The sequence below is a fragment of the Teretinema zuelzerae genome, assembly GCF_021021555.1.
GTDB classification, from domain to species: domain Bacteria; phylum Spirochaetota; class Spirochaetia; order Treponematales; family Treponemataceae; genus Teretinema; species Teretinema zuelzerae.
Genome location: NZ_JAINWA010000003.1, coordinates 1025531 through 1048906, shown reverse-complemented (window position 1 = coordinate 1048906; position 23376 = coordinate 1025531). Strand labels below are relative to the sequence as shown.

The 23376-nt window shown below is 56.3% G+C and carries 16 protein-coding genes; 4 read left to right on the top strand and 12 right to left on the bottom strand.

Annotated elements, in window-relative coordinates; all coding sequences use genetic code 11:
• The first annotated feature begins 145 nt into the window (after positions 1-145).
• Positions 146-1903 carry a threonine--tRNA ligase gene (thrS, locus tag K7J14_RS11820; RefSeq protein ID WP_230756497.1) on the top strand — a complete coding sequence of 586 codons (1758 nt, stop codon included), beginning with the start codon at positions 146-148 and terminating at the stop codon, positions 1901-1903.
• Positions 1904-1923: 20 nt separating this feature from the next.
• Here the strand turns inward: thrS and K7J14_RS11815 are convergent, their stop codons facing one another.
• The 3 genes from K7J14_RS11815 to K7J14_RS11805 are packed head-to-tail and all read right to left on the bottom strand — an operon-like array spanning position 1924 to position 4715.
• Positions 1924-2736, bottom strand: coding sequence for a hypothetical protein (locus K7J14_RS11815; protein ID WP_230756494.1), 813 nt, complete (start codon positions 2734-2736; stop codon positions 1924-1926).
• A gap of 9 nt (positions 2737-2745) precedes the next feature.
• The gene (locus K7J14_RS11810) at positions 2746-3831 is read right to left on the bottom strand and encodes a hypothetical protein (RefSeq protein ID WP_230756490.1); all 1086 of its coding nucleotides are present in this window, start codon (positions 3829-3831) and stop codon (positions 2746-2748) included.
• Entirely contained in the window at positions 3828-4715 is an 888-nt protein-coding gene (locus tag K7J14_RS11805; RefSeq protein WP_230756487.1) for a hypothetical protein, read from the bottom strand. Before K7J14_RS11805 ends, K7J14_RS11810 begins: the two co-directional genes overlap by 4 nt.
• Before the next feature lie 143 nt (positions 4716-4858).
• Here K7J14_RS11805 and K7J14_RS11800 point away from each other — a divergent pair, with 143 nt between their 5' ends.
• Positions 4859-5887: an SDR family oxidoreductase gene (locus K7J14_RS11800; RefSeq protein ID WP_230756484.1), complete on the top strand. Its 1029-nt coding sequence runs from the start codon at positions 4859-4861 to the stop codon at positions 5885-5887.
• A 4-nt stretch (positions 5888-5891) separates the two neighbouring features.
• On the opposite strand, the gene K7J14_RS11795 is transcribed toward K7J14_RS11800, so the two are convergent.
• Complete coding sequence (locus K7J14_RS11795) at positions 5892-7274, bottom strand: alpha-amylase family glycosyl hydrolase (protein WP_230756481.1); 1383 nt, start codon at positions 7272-7274, stop codon at positions 5892-5894.
• 99 nt (positions 7275-7373) lie between these two features.
• Positions 7374-7952 (bottom strand): TetR/AcrR family transcriptional regulator, encoded by a 579-nt coding sequence (locus K7J14_RS11790; protein WP_230756477.1) that lies wholly within the window; start codon positions 7950-7952, stop codon positions 7374-7376.
• 125 nt (positions 7953-8077) lie between these two features.
• Here K7J14_RS11790 and K7J14_RS11785 point away from each other — a divergent pair, with 125 nt between their 5' ends.
• Positions 8078-9145, top strand: coding sequence for an HD domain-containing phosphohydrolase (locus K7J14_RS11785; RefSeq protein ID WP_230756474.1), 1068 nt, complete (start codon positions 8078-8080; stop codon positions 9143-9145).
• A gap of 46 nt (positions 9146-9191) precedes the next feature.
• Here the strand turns inward: K7J14_RS11785 and asnB are convergent, their stop codons facing one another.
• From asnB to glnA, 7 genes are all read right to left on the bottom strand, one after another.
• Positions 9192-10892: an asparagine synthase B gene (gene asnB / locus K7J14_RS11780; protein WP_230756471.1), complete on the bottom strand. Its 1701-nt coding sequence runs from the start codon at positions 10890-10892 to the stop codon at positions 9192-9194.
• 194 nt (positions 10893-11086) lie between these two features.
• Positions 11087-11683, bottom strand: a complete 597-nt coding sequence (locus K7J14_RS11775; protein WP_230756468.1) for a MarC family protein — start codon at positions 11681-11683, stop codon at positions 11087-11089.
• Positions 11684-11723: 40 nt separating this feature from the next.
• Positions 11724-13586: a methyl-accepting chemotaxis protein gene (locus K7J14_RS11770; protein ID WP_230756464.1), complete on the bottom strand. Its 1863-nt coding sequence runs from the start codon at positions 13584-13586 to the stop codon at positions 11724-11726.
• Positions 13587-13609: 23 nt separating this feature from the next.
• The gene (locus tag K7J14_RS11765) at positions 13610-14587 is read right to left on the bottom strand and encodes a hypothetical protein (protein ID WP_230756461.1); all 978 of its coding nucleotides are present in this window, start codon (positions 14585-14587) and stop codon (positions 13610-13612) included.
• Positions 14588-14795: 208 nt separating this feature from the next.
• Complete coding sequence (gene carB, locus K7J14_RS11760) at positions 14796-18071, bottom strand: carbamoyl-phosphate synthase large subunit (protein WP_230756457.1); 3276 nt, start codon at positions 18069-18071, stop codon at positions 14796-14798.
• Positions 18071-19153: a carbamoyl phosphate synthase small subunit gene (locus K7J14_RS11755; protein ID WP_230756454.1), complete on the bottom strand. Its 1083-nt coding sequence runs from the start codon at positions 19151-19153 to the stop codon at positions 18071-18073. Before K7J14_RS11755 ends, carB begins: the two co-directional genes overlap by 1 nt.
• Positions 19154-19527: 374 nt before the next feature.
• A complete protein-coding gene (gene glnA, locus K7J14_RS11750; protein ID WP_230756449.1) occupies positions 19528-20859 on the bottom strand; it encodes a type I glutamate--ammonia ligase in 1332 nt (443 codons plus the stop codon).
• 417 nt (positions 20860-21276) lie between these two features.
• Between glnA and K7J14_RS11745 the strand changes: the two genes are divergently transcribed.
• Entirely contained in the window at positions 21277-23325 is a 2049-nt protein-coding gene (locus tag K7J14_RS11745) for a DEAD/DEAH box helicase (protein ID WP_230756446.1), read from the top strand.
• The last annotated feature ends 51 nt before the right edge of the window (positions 23326-23376 follow it).

Below are 23376 nucleotides of genomic sequence, written 5' to 3'. Positions count from 1 at the left end.
GCGCTCCCCGTCAGGGGGAATCGAAGCGGGGTGGAACCGCGGAAAGGCAGATCGAACCGGATCCTGCATTTTCGTCCCCGCGTAGACGGTATATGCCGCATTCAGCCGTCGGGCTGGATGATTCCCGAAACGCAAGGAGCCTTTTATGAACGCAACCCTTCCCCCGAAAAGCGAACGACTCGATCTGGTGCGGCACAGCACCGCCCATGTTATGGCCGAAGCCGTCTTAACCCTCTTTCCCGGCGCTAAAGTGGCGATCGGACCGTCCATCGACCACGGCTTTTACTACGACTTCCAGCTTCCCCGCGCGATTTCTCCGGACGACCTTCCCGAGATCGAGCGAGAAATGCGGAAACTCATCAACGCGCACAGCGATTTCGTCCGCAGGGAAGTCTCCCGCGCGGAGGCCCTCGAGCTCTTTAAGGACGAACCGTTCAAGACCGAACTGATTCAGGACCTTCCCGAAAGCGAGATCATTTCCGTGTATCAATCCGGAGCGTTTCTCGACCTCTGCCGGGGCCCCCACGTCGCGAACACCCGCGAGATCAACGCCCAATCCTTCAAGCTTATGAAAACCGCCGGAGCGTACTGGCGCGGCGACGAAAAGAGGCCCATGCTCACCCGCATCTACGGCACTGCATGGGAAAAGCCGAACGATCTGAAGGCGTACCTCGACATGCTCGCGGAGGCTGAAAAGCGCGATCACCGCAAGCTTGCCCGCGAACTGGACCTTCTGCATATCGACGACGAGAACCCCGGCGAAATTTTCTGGCACAACGACGGCTGGCTCGTATATCTTCTGGTTCAAAACTATGTGCGCACCCGCATCCGCGCCGACGGGTACCAGGAAGTGAACACTCCCTTCGTCATGCCTCAGAGCCTCTGGGAGCGTTCAGGCCACTGGGCGAAATATCGCGAAAACATGTTCATCACCGAAAGCGAAAAGCGCTTGTTCGCCCTCAAGCCGATGAATTGCCCCGGCCACATCGAGATTTTCAAGCAAGGAATCAAAAGCTATCGCGATCTGCCCCTGCGCATCGCCGAGTTCGGCTCCTGCACCCGCAACGAACCTTCGGGCTCCCTGCACGGCATTATGCGCGTGCGCGGCTTCGTTCAGGACGACGGGCACATCTTCTGCACCGAGGAGCAGATTCCCTCGGAAGTCGCGAAATTCTGCGAGCTTTTGAAGAGCATGTACCGCGACTTCGGCTTCGATCCGGATACCATTCTGGTGAAATTTTCCACCCGCCCGGAAAAACGGGTCGGTGACGACGCAACCTGGGACCGCGCGGAAGCAGCCCTTGCCGATGCTTGTAAAAAAGCGAACCTCGACTATGAAGTTGCTCCGGGAGAGGGCGCCTTCTACGGACCCAAGCTCGAGTTCACCCTGGTCGACGCCCTCGGCCGCCAGTGGCAGTGCGGCACCATTCAGGTAGATTATCAGCTTCCCTCGAAGGAGCGCCTGAACGCAGAATTCATCGGCGAGGATAACTCGAAGCATACTCCGGTTATGCTCCATCGCGCGGCTCTCGGCTCTCTTGAACGCTTCATCGGCATCCTGATCGAAAACTACGCCGGCGCCTTCCCCGTGTGGCTCGCGCCCCGCCAGGTCGTGGTCATTCCGGTAGCACCCGGATTCGACGGCTATGCTGTCGAAGTCGCCGATCGGCTGAGCGCCGCCGGCATCCGCGTCAAAGCGGACGTGGACAACGACCGGATGAACGCGAAGATCCGCAAGCATCAGGGCTTCAAAATTCCGTACCAGCTGGTTGTGGGGCAAAAAGAAATGGACGAAAAATCCGTTGCTGTGCGCTTCAGAAGCGGCGAACAGAAGGTTATGACCCTCGACTCCTTCGTCTCTTATATAGAAGAAAAGGTTTCGAGCCGGTCCATCGAGCTGTAAGGCTCGAAGCGCGGGATTTTCTATTCTATCAAGAAAACTTCAGGAGCCCCTTCGGTCGAACCGGAGGGGTTTTCTTTTTGTTCGGCTGAAGCGTCTGCGCCCTTTTTACGCGAGGATGCGGGGGGCGTAATGGTCAGGGCTGCGGTGATCATGAGGGAATCGATGAAGGGCACTTCCGGAGAGGACCAGAGATTGAAGACGGGGATGGCTGTGCGGAGCGCGAGTCCGCCGCCCCAGCCGGTTTCGAGGCGGTATTTGAGTCCTGCCTGGAGGGTGGGGTAGAACCAGCGGGCCGACGCCCAGTTATAGCCGTTGATTTCCGAAACCTGCTCGGAGGCGGTGAGGGTTTCGTCGGTATTGATCGCGTCGGCGGGAACTCCCGGCTCGAGGAAGGCCCATCGCGCGAGAATTCCCAGTCCTCCGCCGGCGAACCAGCTGAAGCGGCCGTTTTCCCATTGAGCCACGAGGGGAATGTCGAGAAGGAGAGACGGAACGTAGGCGGTGCGGTTTTCTATCTCGGTGGGGAGCGGGCGCTCCTCGAAGCGGTATTGAACTGCGTAAAGAACTCCCGAAGGAGCGAAGGACAGCCAGGAATTGACGGGCAGCCGGTACTCGGCTCCCACGAAGGTTGCGATGGGCGAGGGGCCGCTGTCGAGGCCGCCGGGAGTTCCGTCGTCGCCCATGCCCGGCAGAGCGGCGAGGTTTTCTCCATCCGTATTGATAATCAGATCCAGGCCGGCAAGAAGCGACCATCGCGAGTATTCCGCGAAGGAAGGGCGGGCTGCGAGTATGCAGATCGCGAAACTCAGGAATATCCGTGTTTTCCGCTTCATCGCTTTCTATTATACCCCATCGGGCAGCGAAGTTTCCAGTAAACCCGCTCTTCCGGTCTCGTAGAACCGCTGTTCTTCCCAGGAGGCGAGAAGCGATTTACCGGTGATGATGAAGGACGTGTATACATAGCCGCTGGAAAGGGCCGGGAGGCGCAAAATCACACGTTTCTGGGAGGTGTTGTCCGGCCGATAGTAAAAGGTTCCGTCGGAGAAGAGGACCGCGGTCCGGTCGTCGGACACGTAGGCCGAGGCGTCTACGGAAACCCCTTCTCCCGAGCGCTGGTAGGTTTGTCCCGCCTTCGCCGATCGTGAATAGGTTCTCACCGTAAGTCCGGTGGATTCTGGTATTACCTCAAGAAGAGAAACGAGCTGTTCCGGCGCGTCGGCGAACGAAAAGGGGGTTATGGCGGAAATATACTGGTCCTGGTTTATTTTCCGCATTCCCGCGGACGCCGGAGCGCCCTTTTGAGGGAACTGCTGAAATTCGATGTAGTCGAAATCGACCTTCGAGGAAGTGACTGTTTTAAACGATGCGTACCACCGCGTCCCGATTCTGTCGAGCGCGACCATTTGCGCTTCCTTAGACAATCCGAAGTCGAGGCTCGACAGCCAGGGGCTCACGCTTCCGGTCGAGGGATTCCATTCGATCATACAGGGCTGTTCTCCGCCGGGGCCCTCTCCTTCCGCGAAAATGGAATTCCTGAAGAGTCTGATTCCTGCTCCCGTATCCGTGCGGTATATTCCGCCGGACGTGGCCGCCGCCAGGAGCGAATCGCGGTGCAGTGCGGGCGCTGAACCAGCGGCTCCTCCGGCCATGATCCCGAGCTTATTGATGAGAAAAACCGGCGCGCCCTGGATAATGGCCGCATCCGTGACGCGCACGGCTTCAGTCCACGGGCGGAAGGTTCTGGCGGGAATCGAGGCCGGATTATCCGCCTGATGTATTCCGTTTTCGCTCAGATAGAACCACTGCGGGCCTGTTTTTACGCTTGCTTCCGCCGGTTGTTCAGCGGAGACCTCGGTCTGTTGTCGGGAAGTGTTTCCGCCGCAGGAGATGAATAACGCCGCGACGGCGAGAATCAGCATTCGTTTCATATTGAATCTACAGTATCCGAGGACGGAGAATCTGGCAAGTGATAGGGCTCATAAATACAGACGATGTCGCCGTCCTGTGCGCGAAGGACGGCGAATGCGCCTTTCGGAGAATAAAAGAAGTTTACGCCTTCCGCCAGGGGAAGCAGGGCCGTGTTCTCCGGGGGGTCTGTAGCAACAAGCTCTCTTCCGAACGGGCTGCCCATCCTCAAGGGCGAACCGCACTCAGGTCCGTGCAACTTAACGGACGCGATGATATGGTTTTGTTCGCGCAGGTTCCGAAGGGTAAAGCTTCCCGACAGAATCGAGCTCGCCGCGGCTTCGATATCCGCTAAATGCGGATAGGTTTTCTTCGTCAGTTCGTCCCGGAAGCGGTTCCAGTTGAATCGAACCGTTATCGCCTGTCCCGATCCGACGCCGCCCGCCGCGTTTCTGATCGCCGAATCCGCGGTTTCAGCGGCGATTCCGTCCAGAAAGGAAAGCTCCACGGTTCCGCATCCGTTTTCCCATCGCGCGTAGTGCGGAAATATGCTCCCCGCGTCCGGTAATACGCTGCGCGCCGAAAATTCGGCGGTTTTCCGCTGTCCGTCTTTTTCCGCGTACCAGGCGCGAATGGGCACGGGGATGCCTCTTTCAACGCTGATGAGCACTCTGCTTTTATCGGTATTCACGCAACGGAGATCGCCGTCTGCGTCCCTCCACATAATGAGCCACTCTCGATGTGCTGAATTCGACTCGCGCGGATACGACTCGCCCGTTTCCGGGAGAACTACTTCGACCGAGCAGAATGCGCCGTCGAGAATGAGCTCCTGGTGCACCGGAGCGCATCCTGAAAAAAATGCGAACAAGATAAGCGTTTGAAGGCTTCGGGAAAACATATGATTCATGACGGATTCGTAAGAGACGATCCGAGGTCTTGCCCGTGTTCCCGTCGTTGACATCCCGTGATCCCGCACTCATACTGAAAGAGACGGATCGGTGCGCGTCGGTCGATTCCACGGCATGCGCGCTCCCGGCAAAGGAGGCGGATATGAAGGTATTGCTGATAGGCGGAACCGGAACGATCAGTTCGGCGGTCGCAGCCCGCGCAGTTTCTGAAGGTTTTGAGGTGTTTCTGCTGAATCGGGGGACGCGGGGCGACCGCGTGTGTCCGGGAGCTACCGTGTTTCAGGCGGATATTCAAAGCGACGAAGAGCGGGTCGCGGAACTCCTGAAAGAACATCAGTTCGACATAGTTGCCGATTTCATCGCCTTCGTGCCTGAACAGCTAGAACGGGATGTACGCCTGTTCGCCGGAAAGGTGACGCAGTTCTTCTTCATCAGTTCGGCTTCCGCATATCAAAAACCGCTCGGTTCCTATCTGATCACCGAATCGACGCCCCTCTCCAATCCCCTGTGGGAGTATTCGCGAAACAAGATCGCCTGCGAAAATTATCTGATGGAAGAGTACCGCAAGCACGGCTTTCCCTGCACCATCGTCCGTCCGAGCCATACCTACGACGAGAGGTATCTTCCCGTCGCCGTACACGGCAAAAAAGGAAGCTGGCAGGTTATCGACCGGATTCTGAAAGGAAAGCCCGTTCTGGTTCACGGCGACGGCTCGTCCTTATGGACGCTGACCCATGCCGAGGATTTTGCGCGCGCTTTTTGCGGTTTGATGGGCAATCCCGCAGCCGTCGGAAACACCTTCCATATTACATCCGACGAATCACTGCCCTGGGATCAGATATACGACAGGATAGGCTCTGCCCTGGGCATGAGCGTTCAGAAATACCATGTGTCGACCGATTTTCTTGCCCACTGCGATCCTGAGTTTTTAGGCACCCTTGCGGGCGACAAATCCCATTCGGTGGTTTTCGATAACACGAAGGTGAAGCGCCTTGTTCCCGGCTATGCCGCCCGCATCCGCTTCGACGAAGGGGCCCGCCGATGCGTCAGATACCTGCTGGAAACGCCGCGCGCCCAGGTAAGCGATCCCGAATTCGACGCCTTCTGCGATCGGGTTATCGCCTGCCAGGAAGGCGCTCGCTCGGCCTTTTTCTCGAGCATCACCCGCTGAACCGCTATAGTTTTCGCAGCAGCCTGATCCAGTTCGCCGGTATGGAGACCTTCGCGCCTCCCCGGCGGGCTTCGATTGTGCAGCTTGCGTCCAGGAGATCCTGCCAGACTCCTTCGGGAATCGCTACGGATATCTCCTGAGCCGAGCCGTCCGCGTTCACCGCGGCGAGAATCGTCTGCTCCGGGTTTGATCTGATAAAGGCGTATTGCAGGGCCGATGTGTGGACTGGAACAAAGCCGCCGTTTCTCAGCGCGGCGTTTTCTTTTCTGATGCGGAATACATGTCGAATCGTTTCTTCGAGGGCGCGGTAGTCTGTTGCCGGCGCGCAATTCCTGTCGATCCGCGAAACGGCTTGTTCGGCGGAAGGCGATTCGATTCGAGGCCGTAATTGCCTGTCGCTTCCCTCCTTCTTTTCGCCTCTAAGTCCCCATTCGCTTCCATAATATACTGACGGAATGCCCGGCATCGCCGCCAGCAGACCGTAGAGGGGGTAAAGGTGGGCGGGATCTTTGAGAACAGATGCGACCCGGGGTACGTCGTGGTTGTCCGCGAAATTGTAGGGAAGAAAATCGCGGTACATGCCCTCGTTTCCGAATTGTCGGTTGAGCGACCACGCTATTTCGAACATGTTTTTATCGTTGAAGCTCGACCATAAGCCCTTGTATGCCTCGTAATTCGTGACTGAATCGAGCCTGCCCGGCCGCGCCCAGTTTCGGTAGTCCCCGTGGACGACCTCTCCCATGAGCCAGAAATCGGGATTGATGCCGCGGCAGAAAGAGCTCAGGCTGTCCATGAAGCCGCCTTCCAGCACGTCGGCGGCGTCGAGCCTCAGCCCGTCGATATGAAACTCTTCCATCCAGAATTTCACCGCGGAGAATAGATGATTTGCAACGTCCGGATTGCCGGTGTTCAGTTTAACCAGATCGTAGTGGCCGCTCCATCCTTCGTAGTGGAAGGGATCGCCGGCGGGGCTGCGCCTGGAAAAGTCGACTCCCGCGAACCATGATTGATAGGAGGATTCTCTTCCTTTTTGCTGGAGATCCTTGAACGCGAAAAAGTGCCTTCCGACATGGTTGAGCACCGCGTCGAGAACGACTGCTATTCCCCTGTCATGGCAGGCGCTGACAAGGCGTTTGAGATCGTCGTTGTTGCCGAGCCTGCGGTCTACATGGAAATAGTCGAGGGTGTCGTAGCCGTGGGCGGTCGATTCGAATAAAGGGCCGATATAGAGCGCATTAACGCCGAGGTCAACAATGCGGTCGAGGTGGCCTTCGATCTCCCTGAGACCGGAACCGGCGGGCGAGGAAAAATCGTTTTGCGGGGGGCAGCCGCACATTCCCAGGGGATATATGTGGTAGAAGATCCTCGAATCGATTGATGCTTTCATGTTTTACTCCTGATGTAAAGTTTGCTTTCTATACCTACCGGTAGGTATAGAGGATGATCACAAAAAAAGGCTGATTTTCATCAACCTCTTAACAAATTTTTAAGAAAAAATTCCATGCATGAATTGATGCACCACCCGGTGCAACAGATCGTCCGTCAGCTGCAATTCTGTATTGAGAACAGGGAGTGTCCAGGCTTTAAGCATTCCCTGAAAAGATTCGCTGTAAAGTTTTTCGCGGCCCTTCATGTTTCCATGATCTTTCGAGGCTTTCGCAAAGAGGGTTTCAATACATGCGTTGATATCTTTTCTCAGCGGTTCATACGCGGCATGGCTTTCAGTCCCCGGCGCAGCGGCTGACAGCGCGCAGTGCAACCGGTAGAATGACTGATTCGCCAAGGCAAAGGTTATGGTTTCCCTCGTCAACAGATTCAGATTCATGACCAAATCATGTTGATAGTCGGCGCTTTTTTCATAGATGTCGAAAAGCGATCGTCCCCAAGTGTGAATCACTTCGTCGAGCAATCCTCGTTTATGGCCGAAGTAGTGATACATCGTCGGTTTTGTTATCCCTGAATTGTCGACGATTTGTTGAACGCCAGTTCCCTCGTACCCTTGAAGGGCGAATAAATCAAGGGCGGTCTCTAAAATCGTGCGGCGGGTGGTCTTTTCTTCACTCATATTCGCAGTATACCTACCGGTAGGTATACTGTCAACTTCTATACCGATCGGTATAGAACTCCTTTCTATTTTAACTGGAAAAATCAAAATATCTCCACCATACTTCAAACAAAAGGAGATCATGCATGGCAAGTTCAGATTTCGACACCTTCGGGCTTCACGTTTTATGCATCGACGACAGTAAAAGTCAGCTGGCCCTCTACCGTGACCAGCTTGAGGGCATGTACACCGTAACCGGCGCGGAAACCTATGAAGAAGCGGTTGCCTGTCTTTCAGCGTCGCATCCCGATCTCATCATTCTCGATATGAACATGCCCCGCGTTACCGGGCTGGAGTTTCTTGATATTCTGCGGTTCACACCGAATTATTCAAGGATTCCGGTGATCATCGTGTCCGGCGATAATGAGCCGAAGGATATCAAGGAAGCGTTTCGGCGGGGAGCGGCGGATTATGTGCGCAAACCCTACGATCCGGAGGAATTGGATCTGCGGATACTCAGGCTGTTCAAGCTGCTTGCCGGGGCTTCGCAAACGCAGAAAGCGGACTCCTCTTCCGCGCTCACCTCCGCCCAGGGTTCCCTGGTGAAATCCCTTGAGGAGCTCGCGTCCGCCCGGGACAACGAAAATACCCGCCACCTGGAACGCATCGGCCTGTATGCGGCGGAGCTCGCCCGTTCCGCTTCACGGACTACCCGGTTCCGGGGCGAAATCACCGAGGACTTTATTTCGAAAATCGGGGAAATGGCCTGTCTCCACGATATCGGAAAGGTGAACATTCCGGATTATATCCTTCACAAGAGCGAACCGCTCACCGAGCGCGAATTCGATTTCATCAAAAAACATACGTCGGACGGAGCTCGTACTATCGATATGATTCGCCTTACGTTTCCCGATTACGGGTTCCTGGATTTCGCCCGGGATCTCATCCTCTATCACCATGAGCGGTGGGACGGCACCGGATATCCTGAAGGACTCCGCGAGCACAAGATTCCGCTCGTCGCGAGAATCATCGCTCTTGCCGATACCTTCGACTCGGTAATGACGAAGCGGGTATATCGGGAAGCGGTCGATTTCGACGATGCCTGCGCTATTATCGGCGACGGCAAGGGAACGGCCTTCGATCCTGACTTGGTAGAGGTATTCCGTTTTTGCCACGCGTCGTTCAAGGAAATTTCGAGCAAGCACGGAGACTGAAAAAAAAGGCGTGCCCGATTCCGGGGCGCGCCTTTATAAATGCGTATTATTTTCCGTATGCGCTGTCGTGCACTCCGGAGACCGCGCGGCCTGAAGGGTCGTTCATGTTCTTCCAAGCCGCGTCCCATTCAAGGGCTTTGGCCGTCGAACAGGCGACGCTCGCTTCGTAAGCGACTGTTTTCGCCGCGCTCGAGGAGGGGAAAAATTCCTCGAAGATGCTCCGGTACCAGTACTGTTCCTTGGTCATCGGCGGATTCACCGGATAGCGGTCTGCGGCGCGGGCGAACTGCTCGTCCGAGACCCGTTCTTCGCAGAGCTTTTTAAGCGAATCGATCCATGAATAGCCGACGCCGTCGGAAAACTGTTCCTTCTGCCGCCAGCAGATTTCAGGCGGGAGGATGTCCTTGAAGGCTTCTCTGAGCATCCATTTTTCGATTCTGACCGATCCGTCGCCTGTGACTGCGGAGCTGGCCTTGCCCGACAGCTTGTCCCGCGGGTTCTGCGTCATGGCGATATCGATGAATTCGGTGTCCAGGAAGGGCACCCGGCCTTCGACTCCCCAAGCCGCAAGCGATTTATTCGCCCGCAGACAATCGTAGAGGTGGAGTTTCCCCAGCTTCCTCACCGTTTCTTCGTGAAGTTCTTTCGCGTCCGGCGCTTTGTGGAAGTAGAGGTATCCGCCGAACAGTTCGTCCGAGCCTTCTCCGGAGAGCACCATTTTGATTCCCATGGATTTGATCGCCCGGGCGAGGAGATACATGGGCGTCGACGCGCGGATGGTCGTAATGTCGTAGGTTTCCAGGTGGTAGATCACGTCGCGGATCGCGTCGAGACCTTCCTGCACCGTGAAGTGTATCTCGTGATGCACCGTTCCGATGAAGTCCGCCGCCTTTCGGGCAGCCGCAAGATCGGGAGAGCCGTCGAGTCCGACCGCGAAGGAGTGCAGGCGCGGCCACCAGGCCTCCTGGGAGTCTCCCGATTCGATACGCCTCGGCGCGAATTTCTGCGTGATCGCGGCGATCAGTGAAGAATCGAGTCCTCCTGAAAGAAGCACGCCGTAAGGAACGTCGCTCATGAGCTGCCGTTTTACCGCAGCTTCGAGCCCCGCGCGGAGGGCCGCGAGATCCGTTTGAGCGTTCCGCACCGCTTCATAGTCCATCCATGGCCGGGAGTACCAGGTTTCTGTTTTGCCGGTCGCGCTGCTGAACACGGTTCCCGGAAGAAACTCTCGAATTTCGGTGCAGACGCCTTCGAGCGCCTTGAGTTCGCTTGCGACGTAGTATCTGCCTGCTTCGTCCCATCCCTGATAGAGGGGGATGATGCCGATATGGTCGCGGCCGACTATGTAGACATCCTTCTTGATGTCGTAGAGGGCGAAGGCGAAGATGCCGTTGAGTTTATCGAGAAAATCGGTCCCGTATTCGAGGTAGAGAGGGATTATGACTTCGCAATCCGATTGAGTGAGAAAATCGTATTTCCCGGAGAAGTCTTTCCGTATCTCCTGATGGTTGTAAATTTCGCCGTTCACCGCAAGGACAATGGTTCCGTCCCTGCTGAACAGCGGCTGCTTTCCCGAAAGGGGATCGACGATCGCCAATCGTTCGTGGGCCAGAACGGTTTTTTCCCCCGACCATATGCCCGACCAGTCCGGTCCCCGGTGCCTGAGAGTCTTGGCCATTTTCAAAATCTGATTACGGAATGGCTCCGTATTAGTCTTAATGTCAAATGCTCCAACGATGCCGCACATTGCTCATTCCTCCTCGATCGATGTATATACGCCAAAAAAAGGGGGCTCCCTGCGCGCGGTCACGTCAGGAACATGACTGTGCGCAGGAAGCCCCGTTGCCTCTCTGGTGTACACGAATAGTAGCGAAAACAGGGCTGTTTAATCAAGGGGTGTATTGAATAAATATGCAGTAAATCTGTATTTAATTACGTTTCTTAGAATATCCCCAAGGCTCGAGCTCCGTCGATGCACATCTGGACCGAGAGCATCAGCAAGAGCATCCCCATAAGGCGCTCCATCGCCGCAAGTCCGCGGTCTCCCAGAAAACGGTAGACGACAGGCGAGAGCAGCAGGATGACAGACGATAAGCTCCAGGCGACGACGAGGGCGGCGAACACCATCGGGCGGGGAAGGACTTGCCCTTCTCCCATGATGATGAGGGTGGCGAGGGCCGACGGTCCGGCAATGAGGGGTACTGCGATCGGTACGAGAAAGGGTTCTCCGTTCGGAACGGGAAGCGATCCCTCAGGACCCGGAAAGACCATTCTGAGCCCGATGACGAAAAAAACGATGGCTCCGGCTATTCTGATCGCTCCGGTTTCAAGCCCGAACAGCGAGAGGAACGAGCGGCCGAAAAAGAGAAACGCGGTCATGACCGCAAGGCCGACCAGCATTTCCCGGAGGATCACCTTGAATTGCCTCTTACGGGGCATATCTTTCAAGATCGCCAACAGGAGGGGTATGTTGCCGAAGGGATCGATGACGAACAGGAGTATAAGGGCCGACGACCAAATTTGCGTAAGAACATTCATGGCTCGATAATACTCTTCCCGGAGTCGGAAATCAATCGCGTCAGATTTTGTACTGGGATACGATCGTGTCCAGTTCTCCCGTCGCCTCCACCGTCCTCTCGTTGTCCGTTCTCAGGCGCTCTCCGGCGCTGGAAACCTTCGAGATATCGTCGCCGAGCGAGCTGATGGAATCGTTGATTTCCTGCGTGAGTCTTCTCAAATGCGACACTGCTTCCAGCATTTCCTTGTTGCCCTGCCTCATTTCCTGGGAGTTGCTGAGCACGGAAGCGGTAACGTCCCCGATCTGCGTCAACGCCCGCGACACGTCCGCGCTTCTTTCCGCAGTTAGCTCGGTATATTCCTTCATCCGGGAGTTCAGGGAGTCTGCGGTTCGAACGCTTTCTCTCATTTCCCTGAACGCATGTTCGACCTTCGCGGAATCCTGCACGATGGCATGGATCGAAGCGACCACCGTTTTCTGGTTTTCGGAAATGCTTTTGGACTGTTGCGTCGAGAGCTCAGCCAATTTGCGGATTTCGTCGGCGACGACGCTGAAGCCTCTTCCCGCCTCCCCGGCATGAGCCGCTTCGATCGCGGCATTCATGGCGAGAAGGTTCGTCTGGCTCGCGACGTTCGCGATCAGCTGGTTCGATTCCGCAAGGTGTTCCGAGCTCCTGGATATGCGGGTAATTTCCTCCATCATCTTGCCGATAAGGGCTTGATTCGTGTCGGCGAGATTCACCAAACTCTGCGTCGTTTTCGCGTTTTCTCCGGTCGCTTCATGCATCTTTCGCGCCGCGCCGGTCATTTCCAGCATGGCGGACCCGGAGCGTTCAACCTCCTGGCTTTGAATCTCGATTTGCCGGGTAAGGGAATCGATGTTTCGGGTGAGCTGTTCTATCGCGGCGGCTGTCTCGTTTACGCTTCCGGCCTGCTCGTCCACCTTGTCCCGCGTTTGCGCGGAAACTGCGGTGATCTGGAGTATGGACTTCGCCGTCGTGTCGACCTGGGCGGTCAAATGGTCGCGCAATTCCGCAAGCGTGCCGAGCAGGCGTTTCAGGGTGCCGATGTTGCTCCGCAGTCCAGTAAAAAAGCGGTCGGCGGACAGCATGGCCGCGCCGATTTCATCGGTAGTCGTGGGTATCGATCGGGCTCTGAGGTCGCCGCCCGCGCCTGTTTCGAATCCGCTTACGAGGCTTTTCAGCGGATTGATGATGTATGATACCAGCTGGCTCATGAGAACGAAGACCATCGAAAGCGCGACCGCGCAGGCGATCATATTGAGGTGGACGATTCCGAGGACGAGGCTTCTTCCGGTCAACGGAACAAAGCTCGCGGTGACGTTCGTCATGAAGAGAAAGAGGCAGGTGCCGCTGAAAATAGTCGAAACATAAAACGTGAGTTTCGTTCGTATCCCGAGCCATCCTCCGCTTTCGGGAAATCGCCCTTTCAGATGCCGCTCCAGGTCGTGAATCTGCTTCGCGATGAAGGGTATCATGATCATCATTTCGAAGGCAGCGATGAAGCCGGCTGTTATCGGATAAATATGGGGAAAATCGATCCGGGCGAGGCCGATTACGATGACCAGGCAAATGCCGATTACCGCGGCGAGTTCGATGCCCGACGCAATGAATAGCATGTTGAACCGGGAAGACAGATCCTTCGCCGTTTCGGCAGCGGCCGCGCTGCGGAGAATCGCCCGGCTGGCAAGAAAGTGCGCACCTATGGCGATAAAAAGCAGAAGATAGCTCCACGGCATGGAGAGCACCGAAAGCAATCCTTCAAGGGTGAAATACCCGGTCAGATACGCGAAGGGAGCGAGCAAGATGAGGGGAAACAGCGCGATTCCCGTTCCGACGATCGCCGCTTCGAATTGCAATGTCCCGATTTGAGGATAGCGAGAAGTGTCTGCTGATGCGTTCATTGTCCGATGCTCCTTGACGATGCTTAGTGCCAGTTTTTTTCGATGCTTTCAACCCACCGGTCTATCCAGCTTCGGGCGAACAGGGGGTCGGTCGATATTTCCGGATGGAGATTCATGCACAGGGACAGTTTTCCGTTCCAGGTGATGCAACCGGCGGCCGCCTTGAAAAAACTCACCGCTGGAGGGGCGAACAGCCAGTCTCCGTCGGTTTCCGAAACGGAAAGCTCTCCTCCGCTGTTCCATTCGCCCAGATTGGAAAAAGCTCCGAACAGCCATTTGGAGGTTATGCGGTCTCCTCGGATGAGCGTTTTTCTAGCTGCCTGCGGAAGCATTCTTGTCGCCGAATACGCTTTCCAGTTTCCCCAATGGGCGCCTTTTTCGAGTTCCGCGTAAATTTTTCGGTGGACGGCCTGCATATCGTCGCTGCGGGAGATTTCGGCCCGAACGAAGCTTGCGTGGTTGTCCGTGTCCTTCGGCCGGGCTGTTTTCCCGCGCAGGTTGACGGGAATCATCCATGGTATGCTGTCGTGCTCTCCCGGGATATCCGGAAAGACCGCGGCGTTCAGGTGGGCGAACAGGAACGAATTGACGGTTATGTCTCGCTTCTTGCTTGTTTTCTGGATGCGCGCCGTCTCCTCTCGCGAAAAAACATGCCATGCCGCCGCCTGAGGCGCCTTCTGCGGATGAGCCTTCCCCGCGGACCGCCGCGACTCTGCTATGCGCACCCGCTGTCTGGGTAAAAGGTATTCATGCGCCATAGCGAAAAACGGTTTCCAGGAGGGCATCGCAGGATGCGTGTTTTCAGGAAGCGTTTCGATTCCCGCTCCCTTCGAGCGGAGAATGTCGGCCAGTCCGCCGATTCCGTCGTATTCTGCATGAGATTTGAACATCCATTCAGGCTCTGTGCTTTCAGGAGGGATTCGTCCGAAGCGGATGCCGATGAAATCGCCCAACTCTTCGGAGGCGTCGAACCACGGTTTGATGAAATCGCGTGCGCACATGGCAAATTCCTTTTACGGTCGGTGGATTTTTAACTTTTTACGATCGGAAAATGCATAGTCTCAAGGATAACATTGAGGTGATTTTTCAGTCAAGTTTTATTTACATTTCTGTTCATCCGCATAAAAAAAAGAACTGTCCGGTAATTAATACCGGACAGTTCCTCTTGTGCGAATATGAATAAAGCGCGATTTTGCTTGAAAAAGCCGCTTACTCGAATATATGGGCGATGTCTACCGGTTCGAGCACCTGTCCCAGGCCCCGCTCTACGCAGCGGGCGAAGGCCGCCGCGGTGTCGAGGGAGGTGAGGCACGCGCAGTTATGTTCGACCGCCGCCCGCCTGATGCGGAAGCCGCTGCGCGACTTGTCCCGTCCCCGCGTGGGCGTATTGATGACGAGGGTCAGCATTCCTTTCTGCAGGGCTTCGATGATGTTCGGACTTTCCTCTCCCGGCCGGTTGATCAGCTCGGCCTGGACGCCGCGAGAGTTCAGGAAATCGCAAGTTCCCTTCGTCGCGACGATCTGGAAGCCGGCGCCTGCGTATTTCTGCACGATGGGCAGGCCTTCCTCCCAATCCCGCTCGCGCAGCGATACTGCGACGGTACCCTTTCCGTCTTTTCCGGGGCGAAGCTTGATGCCGGAAGCGCGGAATCCCTTGTAAAGGGCGTCTTCCCAGCGCTTCGCGATGCCGAGCGCCTCTCCGGTGGACTTCATTTCAGGCCCGAGGGCGGTTTCAACGCCGTACAGTTTTTCGAAGCTGAACACCGGCATTTTCACCGCGTACCAGGGGGATTCCTTGACGAGGCCGGTTCCCCAGCCCATGTCGGCAAGCTTTTCGCCCAGCATGCATCTGGTCGCCAGCTGTACGATCGGAACGCCGGTGACCTTGCTTAAGTAGGGAACCGTGCGGCTCGAGCGCGGATTGACCTCGATGACCCAGATGTCGTCGCCCTTGGCGATGAACTGAATGTTGATCAAGCCGACTACGCCGAGCTCTTTGGCCAGGCTCGCCGAGTATTCGGCCATCTTGGCCTTCTGAGCCGCGGTGAGGCTGGGCGCAGGATAGACGGATATGCTGTCGCCCGAGTGGATGCCCGTCCGTTCAATATGTTCCATGATTCCGGGAAGAAGGATTTCCGTACCGTCGCAGATAGCGTCCACCTCGGCTTCAGTTCCTTCTATATACTTGTCTACGAGGATGGGATTGTCCTGCTGTATCTGGTTGATAATGTCCATGAACTCGACGATGTCCGAGTCCGACCAGGCGATTTCCATTCCCTGGCCGCCGAGCACGTAGGAGGGGCGGACAAGCACCGGATATCCGAGTTCATGCGCGGCTTCGATCGCTTCTTCCGTTGTGAACACCGTTTTTCCGGCGGCGCGGGGCACCTTGGTTTTGTGGAGCACCCGGTCGAAGAGCTCGCGGTCTTCCGCCCGGTCCACGTTTTTCGCGGATGTTCCCAGAATAGGCACGCCGAGCGACGCGATGGTAGCCGCGAGCTTGATGGCCGTCTGCCCGCCGAACTGCACGACGGCGCCGACCGGCCGCTCGTTCTCCACGATGTGCTCGACGTCTTCCGGGGTGAGCGGCTCGAAGTAAAGCCTGTCGGCGATGTCGAAGTCGGTGGAAACCGTTTCAGGGTTGTTGTTCACGATGATTGTTTGATAGCCGAGTTCCTGCAGCGCCCATACCGAATGCACCGAACAGTAGTCGAACTCGATTCCCTGTCCGATTCTGATGGGGCCTGAGCCGAGCACGAGCACCTTTCCCTTGCTTTCCGGCGCGCCGGGGCCCGAGGGCGTATGCGTGTCCGCGGCGACGTGGCTTTCGAACTCCTCGTCGAGCGCCTCGTTGGCGGTGTTGTAGGCTGAGTAGAAGTAGGGAGTGACCGCTTCGAATTCTCCGGCGCAGGTGTCGACCATGTTGTAGCCCGGCTGTATGCGGAGCCGTTTTCTCAGATAGCGGATTTCCTTTTCGTCGACGTTCAAAAGCCGCGCGATTTCCCGATCGGGGAAGCCGCAGATCTTTGCTTCGAGAATGGTGTCCCGATCCTTCGCGCCGAAGGAGATGCGCTTTTCGATGTCGAGAATGTGGGAGATGCGGTCGAGGAACCAGTAGTCGATCATGGTGATGTCGTGGATGGTCTTCGCCGGAGTTCCGCGCCGCATGAGCTCGGAGATTTCCCATAGCCGCTCGTCCGACACCTTTTCGGTGATTTTCTTCATCAGTTCTTCGGTGGAAAGTTTTTCGAACTTTCGGTGCCACAGCGACCACACGTTCTGTTCGAGGGATCGCACCGCCTTCATCAGGGCGCCTTCGAAGGACCAGCTGATGGCCATGACCTCGCCGGTGGCCTGCATCTGGGTGCCGAGCTTCCGCTTCGCGTTCACGAACTTGTCGAAGGGCCAGCGGGGAATTTTCACGACGCAGTAGTCGAGGGCGGGCTCGAAGGCGGCGAAGGTTTTTCCGGTGACCGTGTTCTGGATTTCGTCCAGCCGGTAGCCGAGCGCGATTTTCGCGGCGACCTTCGCGATCGGGTAGCCGGTCGCCTTCGACGCGAGGGCAGAGGATCGGCTGACGCGCGGATTGACTTCAATGACGGCGTAGTCGCTCGAATCGGGATGCAGGGCGTACTGGACGTTGCAGCCGCCTTCCACGCCGAGGGCGTTGATGATGTTGATGGCGCTCGAGCGGAGCATCTGGTGGTCTTTATCTGAAAGCGTCTGGCTGGGAGCTACGACGATCGAGTCTCCGGTGTGCACGCCGACCGGGTCGAAGTTTTCCATGTTGCATACGATGATGCAGTTTCCCGCGCCGTCCCTGATTACTTCGTATTCGATTTCCTTCCAGCCTGAAATGCATTTTTCGATCAAAACCTGACCGACCCGGGAAAGAGCGAGTCCGTTCGGCGCGATCTCTTCAAGCTCGCCTTCGTCGTTCGCTATTCCGCCGCCCGAGCCTCCGAGGGTGTATGCGGGCCGCACGATTACCGGGTATCCGATTTCGCGCGCGAAATCCCGTGCGTCTTCCCAGGTGGTGACGACTTTCGAAAGTATGCACGGCTCGCCGATGGACTCCATGGTGTCCTTGAACTCCTGGCGGTCTTCGGCCTTCTTGATGGTTTCGCTCTTCGTTCCCAGCAGGGTGACGCCGTGTTCTTCGAGCCAGCGCGAATCAGCGAGTTCCATCGCAAGATTGAGTCCGGTCTGTCCGCCGAGCGTCGGGAGGATGGAGTCGGGCTTCTCTATTTCGATGATCCGCTTGACGGTGTCGACGGTGAGCGGCTCGATGTATACCTTATGCGCCATCTCCCGGTCGGTCATGATGGTCGCCGGATTAGAATTGACGAGCACGACCTCGAGGCCTTCCTCCCGGAGCGTCCGGCATGCCTGGGTTCCCGCGTAGTCGAATTCCGCGGCCTGTCCGATGATGATGGGTCCCGAGCCGATGACCAGAACCTTCTTTATATTGGTATTCAGAGGCATTATTTCGTCTCCCTGCAGGAATCCGCCTGCGCGATGAACTGATCGAAGAGATATGCGGTTTCCCGGGGTCCGGGGCTCGCTTCGGGATGGAACTGTACGGAAGATACGGGCTTATCGAGGAATCTGAGCCCTTCGACCGAGCCGTCGTTGACGTTTACATGGCTGATCTTCGCCTGCTTCGCGTCGACCGTGTCCGGAAGCACGCAGTAGCCGTGGTTCTGGCTGGACATGTAGACGCGGCCGGTTTCAAGGTCCTTCACCGGGTGGTTGCATCCGCGGTGGCCGAACTTCAGCCTGCCCGTGTCGAATCCCGAGGCAAGGGCGAGGAGCTGGTGGCCGAGGCAGATCGCAAAGAGGGGAATTCCCGAATCCATGAGCTCCCGGATGTGCCGGAGGATGCCCGAACATTCCTTCGGGTCTCCCGGTCCGTTGGAGAGCATAATGCCGTCAGGCTCGGAGTCGAGTATCACATAGGCCGGCGTATCCCAGGGCCATACGGTAACCGTGCAATTCCGGGAAACGAGGGATCGGATGATGTTTTCCTTCGCGCCGAAATCCAGAAGACTGATCTTCCTCGCCCCTGTTCCGAAGGTTTCAGGGTGTCTCCTGCTCACGCGGATGACGCTGTGCCTGACCGTATGCTTGCGGATTTCTTCGAGGCGGCTGGAGATGTCTCCCGGTTTTTTATAGGTGATCAGCCCGTTCATCGTTCCCTTGTCGCGCAGCCGCCGGGTGAGCGAGCGGGTGTCGACTCCAGAAAGAACCGGAATCCCGTTCTCCCCGAGATAGTCGGCAAAGGGCTGTTCGTTGCGGAAATTGCTGGGAAAGGAGGCGAGTTCGCGCACAATGAGCGCCGATATCCAGGGACGCAGAGATTCGCGGTCTTCGCGGTTCGAACCGTAATTCCCGATCATCGGGTAGGTCATAACGACCGCCTGTCCCTCGAACGAAGGATCGGTTACGGTTTCTCCGTATCCGGTCATTCCCGTGGTGAATACGACTTCGCAGAGCGTTTCTTTTTCATCGCCCTGGAGCGTCCCTTCAAAGACCGTACCGTCTTCCAGTATCAGATAACCTTTCATGATCGTTTCCCCCGGTTTACAGCTTTCCCGCTCAGAACCGTATCATTCTTTCTGTCTTTATGCAATATTTTTCTAAAAAACGCTTTGATAAAAGCTGTATTCTTTAAAAACGCTTTTTGAGTGCATTTTTTTCTGTTTATTGATGTATTTCTTGCGGTATTTAGCGAAATAATGAGCGCTGTAAACATGTTTTGATTTATTATCGTGTTTTAATAAGGCGTTTTTAATAATTTTAGCCGCAAGATTTCGGGTTTCTCGTTTTTTTAAGCGAATCCCCGAGCGGCGGCGAATACGCTTTTTTTTCTTTTTTTTTGGGGTGGAAACGAAAGAGCAAAAAAAAGAGGCCGCCCTTCGGCAGCCTCCTTATACGCGAATCAGTATGTCGTCAAATACTGGTCGATTTCCCATTGGGAAATGCGCACCTTGTAATCGAGCCATTCTTTTTCCTTGGCTTCGATGTATTTCTCGAACATGTGATTTCCGAGCACTTGCTTGATAAGCGGATCTTTCTTCATTTCCTGAACGGCTTCGTTGAGATCTCCCGGGAGGTTCTCGATCTTGAGCTTTTTCCGTTGGGCAGGGTTCAGTTCGTAGATGTTTCCGTCTACCGGAGCGGGCGGAACAAGCTTTTCCCGGATTCCTTCAAGACCGGCTGCAAGAACGAGGGCGAGCGAGAGGTAGGGATTCGCCGCTGGATCGGGGCTTCTGATTTCGACGCGGGTTGAGTGGCCTCCAGCGAAGGGAACCCTGATGAGGGGGCTTCTGTTTCTGGCCGACCAGGCAATGTATACCGGCGCTTCGTATTCGGGAACCAGACGCTTGTAGGAATTGACCAGGGGGTTTGTGACCGCGGTGATTCCCTTGATGTGCTTCATGACTCCGGCGATGAAGTGATAGGCGATCGGGGCGAGGCCGTATTGGTCGGTTTCGCTCGGGAACGCGTTGGCTTTGTTGCTGGAAAGGGAAAGGTTCAGGTGCATCCCGCTGCCCGCGATTCCGTGGATGGGCTTGGGCATGAAGGTCGCATGGAGTCCGTGCCGCTGGGCGATGGTTTTTACCGCAAGCTTGAAGGTGACCATCTTGTCGGCGGTTTCAAGGGCATCGCCGTATTTAAAGTCGATTTCATGCTGTCCGGGGGCGCATTCGTGGTGCGACGCTTCGATTTCGTATCCCATTTCCTCGAGGGTAAGAACCATGTCGCGCCGGGCGTTTTCTCCGAGATCGATTGGGCCCATTTCGAAGTATCCGCCCTTGTCGAGGGTTTTAAGGGTGGGCGCGCCTTCAGAATCCGTGTGGAAAAGGAAAAACTCGAGTTCAGGGCCGACGTTTAAACTGTATCCCATGTCGGCGCATTCTTGCAGAACGTTTTTCAGAATCTGGCGCGGCGATCCCTGGAAGGGCTTTCTGTCAGGGGTGTACACATCGCAGATAAGACGCGCGACCCGGTTGGGGGAGGGCCGCCAGGGGAAGAGGCAGAACGAGTTCAGATCCGGCTTGAGAATCATGTCTGATTCTTCGATGCGGACAAAGCCCTCTACAGAGGAGCCGTCGAACATACACTTCCCATCCAGCGCTTTCTCGAGCTGGCTGATCGTGATCGCCACGTTTTTCAGTGTTCCGAAAATATCGGTAAACTGAAGCCGGATGAAGCGGACGTCGTTGTCTGCCACCATCTTCATGATGTCTTCTTTTGTGTAACTGTACATGTCGTATAATAGCGGGCTGTCGTAATTTTTTTCAAGTGGGCGAAAAGATTGTTTTTTATGCGTTATTATAGTAAAAAAGAGCGAATTTGCGATAAAACGCACTGTTTTACATTAAATGCGCTATACACGAATATTGTAGTGTGCTATTGTACCCTCGTCAGATAGAGAGTTGTGGCGGACAACCCAATGGGTCCTGTTCGTCCCGAGGAGCGGGAGAAAACTTCCCGCGTTTATCAACCGGCATAACAGATACGAACGAGTACATCGCGCGATACATGATACCCAGGGGACTTATGTGAACGGCCTGATCGAGGCTTGCTGAGGGTCCCTCCGTTGTCTCTTTTCGCGACGGAATTCCCGAACGGATATGCCGATCAACCATCGTGCGGACGCATAAGTGCCGCCCAAGGACCATGTATGGATACCACCTCATTGGAAACGAAAGAAGAATCTTTCGACGGGAAGGATACTATCTCCTTCGCAGATCTCGGACTCGACGACGTCGCTCTGAAAGCCGTCCAGGATAAAGGCTTTACCGAGCCCACGCCGATTCAGGTTCTCGCGATTCCCCGTTTATTGAACGGAGACGCGAACGTAATCGCGAAGGCCCGCACCGGAACCGGAAAAACGGCCGCTTTCGGCATCCCCCTTGTACAGGAACTCCGCGCCGACAAGCATTGTCCCCGCGCCCTTGTCCTCGTTCCTACCCGCGAGCTCGCCGTGCAGGTCGCAGGCGAAATCGACTCTCTGCGCTCCGAGACCTATCCGAGAACCGCGACCGTATACGGCGGCGCCTCGATAGTAGACCAGCTGCGCACGCTGAGAAACGGAGTTGAAATCGTAGTCGGAACACCCGGCCGCGTGATCGATCATCTTGAACGCCGTTCGCTGGATCTTTCAAAGATAGAGTATTTCATCCTCGACGAGGCCGACGAAATGCTTAACATGGGATTCATCGAAGACATAGAGGCCATCTTCGGCCGGGCCAATCCCGAAGCCCGCGTCCTCATGTTCTCTGCCACCATGCCCCAGGCGATTCTTTCTATCGCTTCGAACTTCATGGGCGATTACGAAATCGTAGAGGAAGAGAACAGGCCCGAAGAGCCGATACTAACCGAACAGTTCTGCTGGTTCGTGCGGGAAGACGACAAGACGGAAGCACTGGTCCGCCTTATCGACTCCTCTCCCGATTTTTACGGACTTGTCTTTTGCCAGACGAAGGCCGATGCGGATGCCGTTGCCAAGGAGCTCGATGAGCGCCATTATCAGGCCGCGGCGTTGCACGGAGATATCGCGCAGAGTCAGCGCGAAAAGATTCTCGGCCGATTCAGAGTAAAGAAAACCCGTATCCTGGTCGCCACCGACGTGGCGGCTCGGGGCATCGATATAGAAGGTTTGACCCACGTAGTCAACTATGCGCTTCCGTACGACGGACCGACTTACACCCACCGGGTGGGACGGACCGGCCGCGCAGGAGCAAAGGGAATGGCTATCACCTTCGTTCGACCGGAAGAACGCCGCCGCCTTGGATATCTTCGAAACCATGCGCGCGGCGAATTAAAAGAAGGACAGGTTCCGACCGTCCGGGAAGTGCTCGATATCAAGCGCAATCGCTTGATGAGCGCGACAACCGGAGACATTGCCCGTTTCTTCGACCAGACTTCAGCAGCCGCGGATGCGGAAGGCGCCGATGGCGCTTCTCCGTCGGCGGAAGCAGCGTCTGTCTCGGTAGCTCCGGAATTTCTGGAGTTCGCCGAATCCCTCAGCGAGGGGCGGGATCCGAAAGAGGTTCTTGCCGCGGTACTCTCGCTGCAGTACGGGGATGCCCTCTCCCCCGACCACTATACTGAAATCAAGACCATGCGGAATCCCGGCAACGACCGGTCGCATGTGCGCTTATATCTCGGTCTCGGACGCCGCGACGGCATGAACCGCCGCGGAGTCGCCCAGTTCTTCCGCGATTTGATCGGAGTGCCCGAGCGCCTGGTCGACCGCATCGAAGTAATGGATGCGTTCTCCCTCGCGACTCTTCCGGCCGACGCTGCCGCGGCTGCTCTGGACCTGTCCAAGCAGCGCAGAAACGTGCCTCATATGCACGTCGATGTGAAGGATTCAGGCGGAGATTTCCACTCAGGACCCCGCGGCGGGAACCGTCGCGGTCCTGCCAGGGGCTTCGGTGAAGGATACCCGGGCGGCGGTTTTGCCGGAGACGGCAATGCCCGACCCCGCGGACCCGGTTATCGCGGAGCGCGCTCTGCCGATGACCGCCCTCGCGACGACCGACCCCGCAATGATCGCCCAAGAAGCGGCCATCCCGGCGGATTTGGAAGAAGCGAAGGCAGCGGTCCCGGACGTTTCGGCGGCGGGGATAGACCCGATGCCGGACGCAGACAAGCCCGGACCTATAGCCGAGGACCCCGCCCCGAAGGCGGAGCCGAAGCCTTCCTTAAACGGAAAGAGATTTGATTTCAAAAAAGCGCCGCCTTCGGGCGGCGCTTTTTTTTTCTTTAAACGGAT